A 13,497-nucleotide genomic window follows, 5' to 3' on the forward strand; every position below is an offset into this window, starting at 1 on the left:
CGGTCGTGGTCGTAGGATAGGGTGTGCCCGTTTCTATGGCTAGACCGTAAAAGGGGTATTTACGGTTATGAGTCGAACAGAGCAATCACCGGCCTCCGCGCCGGTTCTTCCACTTCGCAAAGCAATCTATCGCGCGGCGCATGATTATCACGGCGGTGTCACCGCACTGGCGCTCGATATGGTCATGGATTACGACAGCCTGCAAAAGAAGGTCAAGCATGACTTCGAACAGCGTTGGTTGGATCCTGATGAGCTTGAGGAGCTGATCCGCCTGACGCGTAATCCGCTGTTGCTGGATGCGCTCATGCGTCCCGCCGGCATGGTTTGGTACAAGCCCGAAGCTGCGGCGCCAACCAAGACAGCGTTGCTGGCTGTCAGCAAGGTACTTCATGAGACCGGGCTTTTCGTGTCCAGCATGCACGAAGGTGCTGCCGACAATATCTGGGAACCGCATGAAGTCCAGTTGCTGGAGAAACACGGCGCCGACGTGATCCGCGCAGTGTTGGGCATCATGGCCGGGGCCAGGGAAGCAATGGAGGCCCGCGCGCATGAGTGACATCATCGACGTGGCCAACGATCAGGCCGAGTACTTCCTACAGGTTGCGTTGGATCGCCGTCAGCGCCCAACACGCGCGGTTAGCGCCCAGTTCTGCGAGGATTGCGACGAACCTATCCCGTTACTTCGTCAACAGACGATCCAGGGTTGTGCAACCTGCGTCAGTTGCCAGGGGTTGCGGGAGCGGCGGCGATGACTGAGCCATCAACCGGCACTGCAATATCGTCCTGGGCCCGCCGCTACATCGAAACCTTTAATCTTGCCTTGGTCCCGATTGACCCGGGCGAAAAGGCACCGAAGGGCAAGGGTTGGAACAAGCCCGGCGGTTACATCACCGACCCGGAAGTCGCAGAGGCATTCTGGCAACGCAATCCCAATCACAACGTGGGCGTAGTACTCGGGCCTAGCCGTGTCTGCTCGTTGGACGTGGACGATGTGCAGTGGACGCGATTCGTGTTGTTCGACCAGATGGGCCTCGATCTGGATGCCATGGCAGTGGTCTATCCGACCATCGTGGGCAACCCGTTGCGTTTCCGCGTGATGTTCAATATGCCGGCTGACATTGAGCTCACGCGCCACTCGCTTTCCTGGCCGAATGAAAATGACCCCGACGGGTCGATTCACAAGGCGTTGCTGGCTCGGGCCAAGGCCGCGAAAGAGCAGGGGGATGCTGCTGGTGAAGCGGCCGCCAACGCCGAGGCCGAGGAGTACAAGCGTTTCACGGTGTTTGAGCTGCGCGCGGGCCTTGTGCAGGACGTGTTCCCGCCGTCGATCCACCCCGGTACCGGCAAGCCGTACACCTGGCGCACGCCGCCAAGTGCTGCTGACGGCCTGCCGGTGCTGACCAACGAACTGTTGAGCATCTGGCAGAATTGGGACGTTTTCAAGCGCAACGCTGAGGCCGCGTGCCCTTGGGCACCGAAATCGAAAAAGCCCGCCGCGAAGCCCAACAAGCGTGCTGCGCCAGCAGCCGACAAGCCGTCGGTGATTGATGAGTTCAACCGCTGCCACGATGTGGAAGAGCTGTTGCGGGCTCACGATTACATCAAGCGTGGGAACAAGTGGCTGTATCCCCATAGCAGCACCGGTTTGCCAGGTGTGACGGTCACTGACGATAAGGTCTATTCCCATCACGGCGCCGACCCGCTGGCCAACGGTCATCAGAACGATGCGTTTGAGGTGTTCTGCATACTGGACCACGACGGTGACCAGTCGAAAGCGGTGAAGGATGCGGCCCGGATGTTGGGCATGCAGCATTCGTCGCGCCCGGCGCCCCAGGATCTTCCCCCAGCCCCATCGGCGGATGCAGGCGTGCAGGACTCCAGCGCGTTGCCCGGTGAGGCCGCTCCTGCTGATAGTGGGGGTGCGGGGGAAGAGCTGACGTACGAACAGGTTCTGCGGCGTTACGTGTTGGTCGAGGGCACCACGCAGGTGTGGGACCTCGACAAGGCGCGGGCGATGAAGAAGACCGCGTTTGAGGCACGTGTCGGTAAGCCCCTGGCGAAACAGTGGATGGACGACACCCAGAAAAAGCTGATCTCGGACGATAAGGTCAAAGAGATCGAGCAGGCCCGCAAGATGGCGGGCAAGAAGGGCGGTGCGCTGAACCTTGAGCCGATTGAGCGCTATGTCTATATCGACGGTACCAAGGACGTTTGGGACCGGGAGAAAAAGCGCCGTGTGCCTGAGGGAGCGGTCAAGATGGCTCTCGGCGATATGTACGGCATGTGGTTGAACAGCCCGGATCGCCGCGTGGTTGACGTGGAGAACATCGTGTTCGACCCGACGATGACCAAAGACCCGAGCGTCTATATCAACACGTTCGACGGACTGCCCATGGAACCGAAGCGCGATGACGCGGCCTGCGCGAACCTGCGGTGGTTGATCTCGTTCCTGTGCAACCACGACGAATCGTCGCGCGATTGGTTGGTGCGGTGGCTGGCTTACCCCTTGCAGCACCTGGGCGCCAAGATGGACACCGCGGTGCTGGCCCACTCGACTATGGAAGGCTCGGGCAAAAGCCTGCTGTTCGCCGATGCGTTTGGGCTGCTGTATGGGCAATACGCGGCCACGGTTGGCCAGACACAGCTGGAAAGCAACTTCAACGCGTGGCAAAGCCGCAAGCTGTGGTCGGTGTTTGAGGAAGTGGTCAGCCGTGACCAGCGGTACAACCAGGTGGGCAAGATCAAGCACTTGGTCACCGGCAAGACGGTGCGCATGGAATCGAAGTTCATCAACGGTTGGGAAGAAGCCAACCACATGAACGCAGCGTTCCTCAGCAACGAGATTATGCCCTGGCCAATCGCGCCAAGTGATCGCCGCATGTTGGTGTTGTGGCCGATGGAGACATTGCCCGTAGATCGACAGAAGGCCGTGGGCCGTGAGCTGGAAAATGGTGGTGTGGCGGCGCTGTATGCGTGGCTGTTGTCCGTTGACCTGGGTGACTTCGACCAGCGCACCAGGCCGCCCAGCACTGATGCGCGCGAGCGGTTGGTGGCGTTGAGTCGGGCGAGTTGGCAGACGTTTCTGTTCCTCTGGCAATACGGCGAGTTGGGGCGCGATATGTGGGGTGCCTGTCTATCCACCGACATTTACGCGATGTTCCTGGAGTGGTGCCACCGCAACAAAGAGCACGTGATGAGCCAGACGAAGTTCTCGTTGTTCATTAGCTCCGAGGTGGACAAGACCCGCGCGATCCCCTGGACCGACGGCAGCAATCGCAAGTTCGGGGCGTTCTTCTTTCCGCGCGATGACCAGGCTTCCCAGCCCCCATCACTCAGTTCGGCCGATCTGGGCAAGGCGGTGGTCGCTTGGCGGGCTGCGGCGCGCCTGGCGGGCTGGAACGTCGATAACTGGGATCACATCAAGGCGGCAGCGGCATGAATCCGACCAAAAGTGTGTTGGGTGTGTTGGGTGTGTTGGGTGTGTGTTGGGTTGGTTTTCGATACCCCACACAATTTCAAGCCTTCTATCTCGTGGCTTTGCGCCATGTGTGTTGGGTGTGTTGGGTTTGTCGTCGCGCGCGCGCATGGGCGACATTATTTAACTCAATGGCAGCAAGATTTTTTTCTCATGCGAGAACCGTTAAACCCAACACACCCAACACACTCAACACAGTTCGTTTAAAGCTATTGAATTTAAAGGGTTTTAGCTGTGTTGGGTTTGTGTTGGGTACGGTGTTTTTTGTGTTGGGTTTGGTTTTGACCGGGGGAGCGGGGCGATGATCGAAGAAATGGAAACGTTGTTGAAACACTGGGGCGAGCAGACGCGGCGGTGTGGCTCTGCCGGTGGGTTGGGCAGTCCGATGGCTACGATCATGGAATGGGGTGGTTGCGCACCACGGGGCACGCCTGGTCCCCGGATCCTTCTCGATGCGGGTGCTGGCATTGATGCTGTTGCGCAGGAAGTCGCGGCGGCGCTGGCGGAAGTTGGGCGGCAGGACGCTCGTGGTCAGCAGTTGGAGCATCTGGCTGTGCTGCGTTATACGGATGATCCAGCGCCGCCGTGGACGATGCAGATGCATCTACTGGAATCCGGATCTCGCGCAAAGCAGACCTACTATGACTGGGTGCATAACCTGCATCTGCGGCTGCTACAGGTGTTGGCTGACCGGTCCGGGGCGCGCAAGTGGCTTACCGCTGGTCAGGGCACTTTGCCTCAAAGTCTCCTCAAAGCTGCGTCAAAGTTGCGTCGAGTCAGTTAACCGAAATTGCCCCCTTTTCGGTTCCGTACTCAGGGGGTAAAAAGTCCCCACGATATGGAATTTGCGCCTCGGCGCTGACCTCGCACGTGCTGTGCAGCTTTACCCGGTTTCCCTAGACCGGTCACTTAACCCCGCTTCGGCGGGGTTTTCTATTTCTGCCCGATGGGTGTCTGCATATGGAGTATCAGCATGGGCGAGCCAGCAAGCACGGCTGCAACTGTTGTCGTGGCCGGCGGTGCCGGTGCTGCTGTAACCGGCTTGTTCACCGGGATTGATGCGCTTGCCGTGATCGGTGCTCTCGCTGGTGCGCTGGTGTTCTTCACCACCACCGAAGAGTTGCCGGTGTGGAAGCGGGTGGTGTTTCTTCTGGTGTCCTTTGTCATGGGCTATCTGTTTGCCCCGGGCCTCGGCGAGTTGGAGCTGTGGGGCATTCGCCCGTTCAAGCATTCAGGGCCGGCTGCATTCGGTGCGTCGGTGCTGGTTGTCACTGTTGCTCTCGCCATCATCAAGCGACGCGGTCTCGATGCCGAACCGCATGGGAGGCAGGATGGATAGTCACCTGATGCAGGCGGTTCTGACCCAGGCCACGTTCTGGTTGTGCGTGGCGCTGTTCGTTCGGCTGTTCACGTTCAAGCGCCTCGGCGCACGCTTCCGCCGTGACATGAGCTGGCTTGCCTGGCTGGTGATGGTGGCGTGCGGCGCGGTCATTGTTTACATCGGTAAGGGCCAGTTGATCATGCCGCGCAATTCGTGGCCGCTGGTGTTGCTGCTGGCGGTGTTCGTCGGCTCGGTGTGCCAGAGTTCGGGCAACCTGGCCCGGGTATGGAGAGTGGGCTGATGAGCAAGGTGTCTGATGATCGGCGCGGCAGCAGCACCGAACGCGGTTACGGGTACAAGTGGCAGAAGTCCCGCGACGGTCACTTACGTGAAAATCCCTACTGCACGATGTGCTCGACTGATCAGCGGCCCGTCGCGGCCAGCGTTGTCGATCACAAGATTGCCCCCAAGCTCAAGGACGCCAAGGACAGCGGCGATCCGGTGCGCCTCAAGGCAGCCTGGAAGCTGTTCTGGAATCCGAAGAACTGGGCGAGCCTCTGTAAGTTCTGCCACGACTCGACCAAGCAGCGGATGGAGCGGACCGGCACGGTCCCTGGCTGCAACCCTGACGGCCGCCCGGTTGACCCTGGTCACCACTGGAATCGGTGACCACGGGTCGAAAACGCACCAAAAAGCGCGCCCCCGAGGGTAGGGGGGGTGAAAAACCTTTTTCGAAATTTCTTCTAGACCGCTCGCCCCCCGTCGTGTGCAACGTCGGGATAAATGAGGGAGGGGGGGTATCAATAGACAGGGGTATTTATGGCCGGAAACGGAAACTCGGGTCGCCCTGGAACGCCGGCGGCGCTGAAACTGCTGCAAGGAAACCGGGGCCGTGAAAATGTCAGCGACCTGTTGGCACAAGTCGCGGCTCCGCCTGTGCCCGTCGGGGCGCCGCCGATGCCAGATGTGCTTTCTGCCGATGCGGTCGCGGAGTGGGAACAGTTGATTCCCGCGCTGATCTCGTTGGGCATCGTCTCCAAGTTGGACTCGATGGCGCTGGCCACCTACTGCCAGGCAACCGCTGATTGGCGCCGGTACCAGCGGCTGATCACGAAGCGCAACGCCGCTTCGGACGATGACCTGGGCGGCGACATCCAGACCTTCAAAACCGGCGCGCAGCAAATGCACGTCCTTCGCCAGCTCGCGAATGACGCCGAAAAACGCGCCAACGCCGCCGGTGCCCAGTTCGGCCTGTCGCCTATGTCCCGGCGCAATCTGAAAACGTCGCCGGCGCCGCAAGGTGAGCTATTCCCCAATGACCAACGAGACGCCGCAGACAAGTACTTCAACTGAGGATCGCGTCAGCGCCTTTGCCCTGGCGGTGTTGGCTGGCGAAATCGTCGCCGGGCCTGACGTTCGCAACGCCTGCAAGCGACATCTGCAAGATCTCAAACACGGCCCCGCGCGCGGCTTGATCTGGGATCTTGGCAAGGCCAATCGTGCCATCGGCTTTTTCGAAGAGGTGCTGTGCCTCAACGGTGGCGACTACGAAGGCATGCCTTTCTTGCTGGCTCCGTGGCAAGCGTTCGTCATCGGCAGTTTGTTCGGTTGGAGGACGGTGGACGGGTTTCGTCGCTTCCGACTGGGCTACATCGAAACCGGCAAGGGCTCTGGAAAAAGCCCGCTGGTGGCTGGCATCGGCCTGTACGGGCTGGTGTCCGATGGTGAGCAGCGCGCCGAGATCTACGCCGCTGCAACCAAGCGTGACCAAGCGATGATCCTGTTTCGTGACGCCGTGTCGATGGTGGACATGTCCGCGAAACTCCGTTCGCGCCTGGTGCAGTCGGGGCGCGACGAAAAGGTCTGGAACCTGTTTTACCCCAACACCAATTCGTTCTTTCGCCCGATCAGTGCCGACGAAGGCAAGTCAGGCCCACGGCCACACATCGGCTTGCTCGATGAGGTACACGAACACAAAACCGCCGCCACCGTGAACATGATGCGCGCCGGTACCAAGAACCGCCGCAAGGCCATGGTGGTGATGATCACCAACAGCGGTTCCGACAAGAAAACGGTGTGCGGTCAGTACCACGACCTTGGCGTGCGGATCTGCGCGGGCATCGAGGATGACGACAGCTTCTTCGCCTTCATCTGTTCGCTCGACGCTGATGACGATCCCTTCAAGGACGAAACCTGCTGGGCGAAGGTCAACCCTTCGCTTGACCACATCGCCGAGGGCCAAGCCGATGGCATCCCGGGTCGCAAGTACTTGCGTGAGCAGGTCAAAGCCGCCCGAGGGCTGCCGGCTCAAGAGTCCGTGGTGCGGCGCCTCAACTTCTGTGAGTGGACCCAGGCTGACGCTCCGTGGATTTCCTGGGCTGTTTGGAAGCAGGCAGAAGAACGGGTGCCTATGCGGATGTTGCGCAACCGCCGCTGCGTCGGCGGGTTGGACTTGGCGAGCACCACGGACTTGACCGCGTTCGTCCTGTTGTTCTGGCCCGCGCCGCACGATCCGCACTGGCGGGTGCTGCCGTACTTCTGGATCCCGGACGACGACCTGCAAGGCCGAGAGGATCGCGACAAGGTGCCCTATGCAATGTGGGTCAAGGCGGGGCACCTTGAAACAACACCTGGGCGGGCGATCAGCAAGCTCCATGTACTGCGGCGCCTGGTCACGATCACCGCGTACTTCGGCGTGGAGCGCATCGCCTACGACCGTTGGCGGATCGAAGACCTCCTGCAACTGATGTCGGAATACGACATCACGCTGCCCGAAATGGTGGGCTTCGGCCAAGGCTTCAAGGACATGGGCCCAGCCGTTGACGAGTTTGAACGGCGCCTGCTTGGCCTCGCTCCCGAGACTGAGGGCGACGGCGTGATTGACCTCGATCCCAGCGAATGGGAGTTGGTTGAAAGCGAGACAGTCGAAACCCTGCGACACGACGGTAACCCCGTCATGACCTGGAACGCCGGCAACGCGGTAATCGTTTCTGACCCAGCCAACAACCGCAAGGCCGACAAGGCCAAAGCGACGGGCCGTATCGACGGCATTGTCGCCGCCATCATGGCCACTGGCATCAGCGGTAAAGCCGCCGGCGCCGGTGGCACATCCATCTACGACGAAGGGGTCGGTATATGAAATTGGTCATCGTGTCCTGGCTGGCCGGCCTGCTGGGCTTCTGCCTGCTGGTCGGCGGCGTGGCGATGGTTCACGTTCCCGCCGCGTGTGTCGTCGCGGGTGTGGGGCTTATGGCCTGGTCCTGGCTGGCGGATCGCGCAGCGGCTGCAATGAAACCCAAAGGAGGCTGAGCATGTTCTTTTCAAGCGTGCTCGGCGAAGGGCGCGGCAACCTCACTGAAACGGGGAGCGGCTTCTGGCGCGGCCTGATTGGCAGTGGTCGCAACAGCTCCGGCGTAAAGGTCACGCCGGAATCGGCGCTGGGCCTGCCAATCTTGCAAAACTGCGTCACGCTGCTGGCCGAGACCATGGGGCAGTTGCCGTGTGAAATGTACAAGCGCATGGACAAAGGCCAGCGTGAGCCTGCGATCAACCATCCCGCGTATGACGTGCTTCGGTACCAGCCGAACGGCTTCCAGACTCCGTACGAGTTCATGGAGTGCATGCAGGGTGCCGCTGGCCTGCGCGGCAACGGTTACAGCTTTATCGACCGTCGCGAAGACGGCAACGTTGTGGCGCTTTGGCCGCTGTGCAACGACAAGGTGCAGGTGCTCAAGGGCGGCGACATGCTGCCGTACTACCGGATCGCGGGCGGTGAGGCGCTGCCGATGCGCATGGTTCACCACGTGCGGTGGTTCAGCACGAATCACTACGTCGGGCTGTCGCCGATTGAGGTGCATGCCGATTCGCTGGGCCTGGCCCAGGCTGTTCGGCAGTACACCGGCAAGAGCTTCGCCAACGGCGTGACGGTCTCTGGCGTGATCGAGCGGCCACGTGAATCTCCCGCGATCAAGGATCAGGGCAGCATCGACAAAATCGTTGACCAGTGGGGCCAGAAGTTCGGCGGCATGGACAACGCCAAGAAGGTGGCCTTGTTGCAAGAGGGCATGACCTTCAAGCCCGTGTCCATGAACAACGTCGATGCTGAGGTGTTGGGGATTCTCAAAACCACCGGTACCGATATCGCCCGGATCTACAAGATCCCGTTGCCCATGGTCAACGACCTGGAGAAGTCCAACTACAACACCCTTGAGCAACTGATGATTCAGTTCGTGGTGTTTGCGTTGTTGCCGTGGGTCAAGCGTCACGAACAGTCGATGATGCGCGATTTCCTGTTGCCCTCCGACCGGCGCAACTACTTCATCGAGTTCAACCTCTCCGGGTTGCTGCGTGGCGACCAGAAGAGCCGGTACGAAGCCTATGCCATCGGGCGGCAGTGGGGCTGGCTCAGCGCCAATGACATCCGGCGCCTGGAGAACATGCCGCCGGTCACCGGCGGCGACATCTACATGCAACCGCTGAATATGGTTGACGCGGGCAAGGGCGGTGCGGACTTGACCAACCCTGCCGTGCGCGCCCAGCTCGAAATGCAGCATGCTCAAATTGAGAGGATTCTGGCGCAATGAAAAACTACCTGCGAGCCTCCAGCCTGCTGTTCAATCAGCCGCTGTTGGTAATGCCTGACATGTTGGACCTCGGCGTACGCTGGGCCAACCAGGTGATGAGCCTGAACATCGTCAACATTGGCGCCGCTGGCGCTGCCGGCTTGTGGTCGGATGACGGGATGGACCGCATCGCCCAGCGCGAAGAAGAGCGCCGCACCGCGATTGCCCGCACCGGCATTGAAGTGATTCCGGTCAGTGGTGTGTTGGTCAGTCGCGGCAGCCATATCGGCATGTGCGAAACCATGACCAGCTATGAGCAACTGCGGACACAGATCCGCAGCGCGGTTGCAGACCCCATGGTCGAGCGGGTCGTGCTCGACATCGACAGCCCCGGCGGTTCTGCCGTTGGGGCGTTTGAGCTGGCGGCGGACATCCGCGCGATGGCCCAGCAAAAGCCCATCACCGGCATCGTCAATTTCATGGCCTACAGCGGCGGCTACCTGCTCGGCTCAGCCTGTAGCGAACTGGTGGTGAGCCAGACCAGCGGTGTCGGCTCCATCGGCGTCATCGCCAGCCACATGGACCGCTCCAAGATGGAGGAGGGCATGGGCGTCAAGGTGACCACGGTGTTTGCCGGGGCGCACAAAAACGACCTCAGCCCTCACGAACCCTTGAGCGATCAGTCGCTCAAGTACCTCAATGACGTTGTGCAGGAAAGCTATCAGCTGTTCGTCAACGCCGTTGCCGAGTACCGGGGGCTTTCTGTGCAACAGGTCATGGCGACAGAGGCTGGGCTTTATCGCGGCCAGGCGGGCATCAGCGCGGGCTTGGCCGACCGTATGCAAAGCCCGCAACAGGCCGTTGACGACCTTTCCCAATCCGTTGCGCTGAGCCGCGCGAACCGTCAGGGCGGCCGAATCGCGGTTCGCGCTGCTGCACTGAATCTTCTAACACTGAGCTGACCGCGTTCGCGGCACTCACCGAAGCCCGCCCTGTGCGGGTTTTTTCATGCCCAGGAGGCACCATGTCCCTTGTACTTCAAATGCGTAGCGAACGCGCCAAACTGGTTGAGCAGGTCCAGGCACTGGCCCAGATCGAGTCGGGTGGCGGGAATCTGAACGTCGAGCAGCTGGCGCAGTTTGCGCAGCTGGAAACCCAGATCAACGAAATGACCGCGAAGATTACTCGCGCTGAAACTGCCGAACGTATCGCGGCAGCAGCTGCGGTGCCTGTTGAGGAAAGCGCCCAAGGCAACAAAGGTTCCCCAACCCATATCAGCACTCATAGCGAACCAACGAAGCCGGGTGTCGCGATGGCGCAAATGGTGCGCCTCATGGTCCAGGCCGGCGGCAATCAACAGGTCGCAGCGGAAATGGCCAAAACGGGTGGCTACGGCGTCGATGTGCACATGGCGCTCTCTACCGTGACCCCGGGCTCCGGCGGTGTGCTGGTGCCAGAGAACTTCAGTACCAGCGTCATCGAGTCGCTGCGGCCAAAGTCCGTGGTGCGCAAGATGGGCGCAATCAGCCTGCCGTTGAACAACGGCAACCTGACCATGCCTCGCGTGCTGGGCAACACGCAAGTGACCTACCTGGGCACCGAGGAAGACATTGCGATCACCGATATGCAGTTCGGTGACCTCAAGCTTTCCGCCAAAAAGGCCGCTGCGATCGTACCAATCTCCAATGATCTGTTGGCGTATGCAGGCGTCAACCCACGTATCGACTCCCAGGTCAGCAGTGATCTGGCGGTCAGCATGGGCCTGTCGGAAGATCTCCACTTCATTCGCGGTGCTGGTACCGGCTCGCTCCCGAAAGGTCTGCGCTACTGGGCCCTGCCTGGGAACGTGATGGGTGCGCCTTCCGGCGCAACGCTCGCCATCGTGGACTTGTACCTGGGCGGCATGATGTTGCGTCTGGAAGGTGCCAACGTCGATCTGGCTGGTTGTGGCTGGATCATGGCGCCACGCACGATCCGTTGGCTGCAATCCCTGCGCGACGGTAACGGCAACAAGGCATACCCGGAAATCGACGCCGGAATGTTGAAGGGCTACCCGGTGGCACTGACCACTCAAGTGCCAGTCAACCTCGGCGTAGGCGGCAACGAGTCGGAAATCTACTTCGTGAACTTTGCCGATTGCTACATCGGTGAAGACACCACGCTGGCGATTGCGATCAGCACCGAGGCCTCCTACAAAGACGGCGCCGGTAACACTGTGAGCGCGTTTCAGCGTGACCAGACACTGATTCGCGTGATCGGCAAACACGACTTCGGGCCGCGTCACGTCGAGTCGATTTCTGTGGGTACCGGCATCACTTGGGGCGCCGGCATGTAATCCCCTGGTCCTGCCCGCTGGCGGGACCAACTTTTAATGTGGGTAGCATCATGACCGATACAAAGATTGTCACCTTCAAAAAGGAATGGCGTGGTTATGCCATTGGTGAGATCGCTGGCTTCGACAGCGAGGCCGCTGCTTCGCTGATCAAGTCAGGGCGCGCAGCGGCTTACGTCGCACCCGCTGGCGGTACAACGAAGAAGGCGAGTGGGAAAAAAGGTGGGAAAGCGGCCGAGCCGGAAGATCCTACGGATCCAGTTGATCCCATCGACCCGGCTGACCCAGTGGATCCGATTGATCCGATTGATCCGGCGGACCCCATCGATCCTGTCGATCCAGAAGAACTCGACGAGAAACCGTAAGCCATGGCCCGTCGAATTGAGTTCCTCGGTGAGCCGGTCCTGACGCTCGACCAAGTGGCGTTCCAGTGCCGTGTTGAGCCCGAAGACATGGCGCCGGAGCTGATCGAGCAGATCATCATCCCGGGCGTCACCGGGCAATGCGAGTCGAAAACGGGCGCAGCAATCCGTGGCGCTGTTTACGAAGAAGAGTGGCCCGCAGACAGGCAGGATGGGCATGCGCTCGATGTTGGCCAGGCAACTGAAATTGTCTCAGTGTTCGCCCAGCAGGGCAGCGGTGCCTGGGTCGAATACGCGGGGCCTTTGGATCTGCGCCAGGATCAACGGGAGAGCTTCCTGCACTTCCCCGACGCTCGGCCTGCTGGTCGGCTCCGTATCCGTTACAAGGCAGGGCTGGATATGGACCTCAACCCAAGCGTGCGCAACTGGCTGTTGATGGCAGCCGCGACGATCTACCGACACCCGGAAATGTTTCTGGTGGGGCAGGCAGTGTCCGAATTGCCGTCGACGTTTCTTGATCACTTGGTGGCTGAAATCACCGTGCCGCCGAGGTTCTGACTATGGCGATGCGCGAACCGAGTGCCGGCGAGCTGGACCGGCGCATCACATTGCGGTTGCGGTCGGATATCCCGTCGGACGACCTAGGCCTCGACTCGCTGTTCACCGACCAAAAAAAACGGTGGGCAAAAATCCAGCCGGTTGGGACGGCGGTCTACGCGAACGGGATCCAGACCGATGTAAAAATCACTCACCGAGTAATTTTTTACTACCTCAAAGGCATGAGTGATTCACATGAGGTTGTACACGGCGGTTCGATTTACCGTGTGCGTCGGGTCGCTGATATGAATGGTACTCGCCGCTTCACGGTGCTGGAGGTCGAAGAGCTGGGTGCGACCCACGCGGGAGACAGTATCTATGGCTAACTCGGTTGGGGTTGACGGTTACATTCACATCGAAGGCTTCGAAAAGTTCGAACGCGAAGCCTTCGATAAGAAGAAGATTCGTGCGGCCATGCGCAAGGCCGGCAAGCTGGTGCGACAACGGGCGCAGATGAACCTCGCCCTGGCGCGAGGCCAAGACAGCTATCCCGTGAACCGGACAGGTGAGCTGTTGGGTTCGATCAACTTCAAGGTTTCCCGGTCTGGCTTCATGGTCAAGGTCGCGCCGTACAAGACCGGCGCTATGAAAGACTATTATCCGGCGTATTTGCACTACGGTGTGCGCCAGGGCGGCCGTATCAAGAAGTTGGCCCCTGGTGAGGGCAGGGGCAAAAGCAATCGCCGACGGAGTGGGGCGCGTGCGGCGTTGATCTCTGAGCGCAAGAGCAATGGATGGCGGATTGAACCGCGGGCGAACTACATGACGGATGCGTTGCAGGACTCCGGTTCGGATGTTCGGGCGATTCTGTCCAGGGCTTTCGCTGATGCGCTTGGCTAGGTTCTGTT

17 protein-coding genes are annotated in these 13,497 nt (G+C 60.4%); all 17 read left to right on the forward strand.

The annotated features are described in order from the left end of the window. The first annotated feature begins 67 nt into the window (after positions 1 to 67). The 17 genes from ACZRMO_RS08525 to ACZRMO_RS08605 all read left to right on the forward strand — a co-directional run bounded on the left by ACZRMO_RS08525 (position 68) and on the right by ACZRMO_RS08605 (position 13,489). A complete protein-coding gene (locus tag ACZRMO_RS08525; protein ID WP_463972566.1) occupies positions 68 to 556 on the forward strand; it encodes a phage regulatory CII family protein in 489 nt (162 codons plus the stop codon). Next, on the forward strand, positions 549 to 752 hold the full coding sequence (locus ACZRMO_RS08530; protein WP_463972567.1) for a TraR/DksA C4-type zinc finger protein: 204 nt from the start codon (positions 549 to 551) through the stop codon (positions 750 to 752). Before ACZRMO_RS08525 ends, ACZRMO_RS08530 begins: the two co-directional genes overlap by 8 nt. Then, positions 749 to 3,439 carry a bifunctional DNA primase/polymerase gene (locus tag ACZRMO_RS08535; protein WP_463972568.1) on the forward strand — a complete coding sequence of 897 codons (2,691 nt, stop codon included), beginning with the start codon at positions 749 to 751 and terminating at the stop codon, positions 3,437 to 3,439. The genes ACZRMO_RS08530 and ACZRMO_RS08535 overlap by 4 nt, the downstream gene beginning before the upstream one ends. Positions 3,440 to 3,776: 337 nt before the next feature. After that, positions 3,777 to 4,259, forward strand: coding sequence for a hypothetical protein (locus ACZRMO_RS08540; protein ID WP_463972569.1), 483 nt, complete (start codon positions 3,777 to 3,779; stop codon positions 4,257 to 4,259). A 189-nt stretch (positions 4,260 to 4,448) separates the two neighbouring features. Further along, entirely contained in the window at positions 4,449 to 4,814 is a 366-nt protein-coding gene (locus ACZRMO_RS08545) for a putative holin (RefSeq protein ID WP_124527670.1), read from the forward strand. Beyond that, positions 4,807 to 5,097: a phage holin family protein gene (locus tag ACZRMO_RS08550; RefSeq protein ID WP_124527671.1), complete on the forward strand. Its 291-nt coding sequence runs from the start codon at positions 4,807 to 4,809 to the stop codon at positions 5,095 to 5,097. Before ACZRMO_RS08545 ends, ACZRMO_RS08550 begins: the two co-directional genes overlap by 8 nt. Next, positions 5,097 to 5,465: an HNH endonuclease gene (locus ACZRMO_RS08555; protein WP_463972570.1), complete on the forward strand. Its 369-nt coding sequence runs from the start codon at positions 5,097 to 5,099 to the stop codon at positions 5,463 to 5,465. Before ACZRMO_RS08550 ends, ACZRMO_RS08555 begins: the two co-directional genes overlap by 1 nt. A gap of 150 nt (positions 5,466 to 5,615) precedes the next feature. Further along, positions 5,616 to 6,149, forward strand: coding sequence for a phage terminase small subunit P27 family (locus tag ACZRMO_RS08560; protein ID WP_200599676.1), 534 nt, complete (start codon positions 5,616 to 5,618; stop codon positions 6,147 to 6,149). Next, complete coding sequence (locus ACZRMO_RS08565) at positions 6,097 to 7,935, forward strand: terminase large subunit (RefSeq protein WP_463972571.1); 1,839 nt, start codon at positions 6,097 to 6,099, stop codon at positions 7,933 to 7,935. Before ACZRMO_RS08560 ends, ACZRMO_RS08565 begins: the two co-directional genes overlap by 53 nt. Beyond that, positions 7,932 to 8,105: a hypothetical protein gene (locus ACZRMO_RS08570; RefSeq protein WP_167417088.1), complete on the forward strand. Its 174-nt coding sequence runs from the start codon at positions 7,932 to 7,934 to the stop codon at positions 8,103 to 8,105. Before ACZRMO_RS08565 ends, ACZRMO_RS08570 begins: the two co-directional genes overlap by 4 nt. 2 nt (positions 8,106 to 8,107) lie before the next feature. Continuing rightward, entirely contained in the window at positions 8,108 to 9,379 is a 1,272-nt protein-coding gene (locus ACZRMO_RS08575) for a phage portal protein (protein ID WP_200599672.1), read from the forward strand. Beyond that, entirely contained in the window at positions 9,376 to 10,320 is a 945-nt protein-coding gene (locus tag ACZRMO_RS08580; RefSeq protein WP_200599670.1) for a S49 family peptidase, read from the forward strand. Before ACZRMO_RS08575 ends, ACZRMO_RS08580 begins: the two co-directional genes overlap by 4 nt. Before the next feature lie 62 nt (positions 10,321 to 10,382). Next, positions 10,383 to 11,693 carry a phage major capsid protein gene (locus ACZRMO_RS08585; RefSeq protein ID WP_200599668.1) on the forward strand — a complete coding sequence of 437 codons (1,311 nt, stop codon included), beginning with the start codon at positions 10,383 to 10,385 and terminating at the stop codon, positions 11,691 to 11,693. A gap of 50 nt (positions 11,694 to 11,743) precedes the next feature. Further along, a complete protein-coding gene (locus ACZRMO_RS08590) occupies positions 11,744 to 12,055 on the forward strand; it encodes a hypothetical protein (RefSeq protein ID WP_200599740.1) in 312 nt (103 codons plus the stop codon). Positions 12,056 to 12,058: 3 nt separating this feature from the next. After that, a complete protein-coding gene (locus tag ACZRMO_RS08595) occupies positions 12,059 to 12,610 on the forward strand; it encodes a hypothetical protein (RefSeq protein ID WP_200599666.1) in 552 nt (183 codons plus the stop codon). A 2-nt stretch (positions 12,611 to 12,612) separates the two neighbouring features. Continuing rightward, entirely contained in the window at positions 12,613 to 12,975 is a 363-nt protein-coding gene (locus ACZRMO_RS08600) for a phage head closure protein (RefSeq protein WP_200599664.1), read from the forward strand. Further along, positions 12,968 to 13,489, forward strand: a complete 522-nt coding sequence (locus ACZRMO_RS08605; RefSeq protein WP_200599662.1) for a hypothetical protein — start codon at positions 12,968 to 12,970, stop codon at positions 13,487 to 13,489. Before ACZRMO_RS08600 ends, ACZRMO_RS08605 begins: the two co-directional genes overlap by 8 nt. Positions 13,490 to 13,497: the final 8 nt, after the last annotated feature.

Source organism: Pseudomonas sp. B611 (assembly GCF_055407965.1).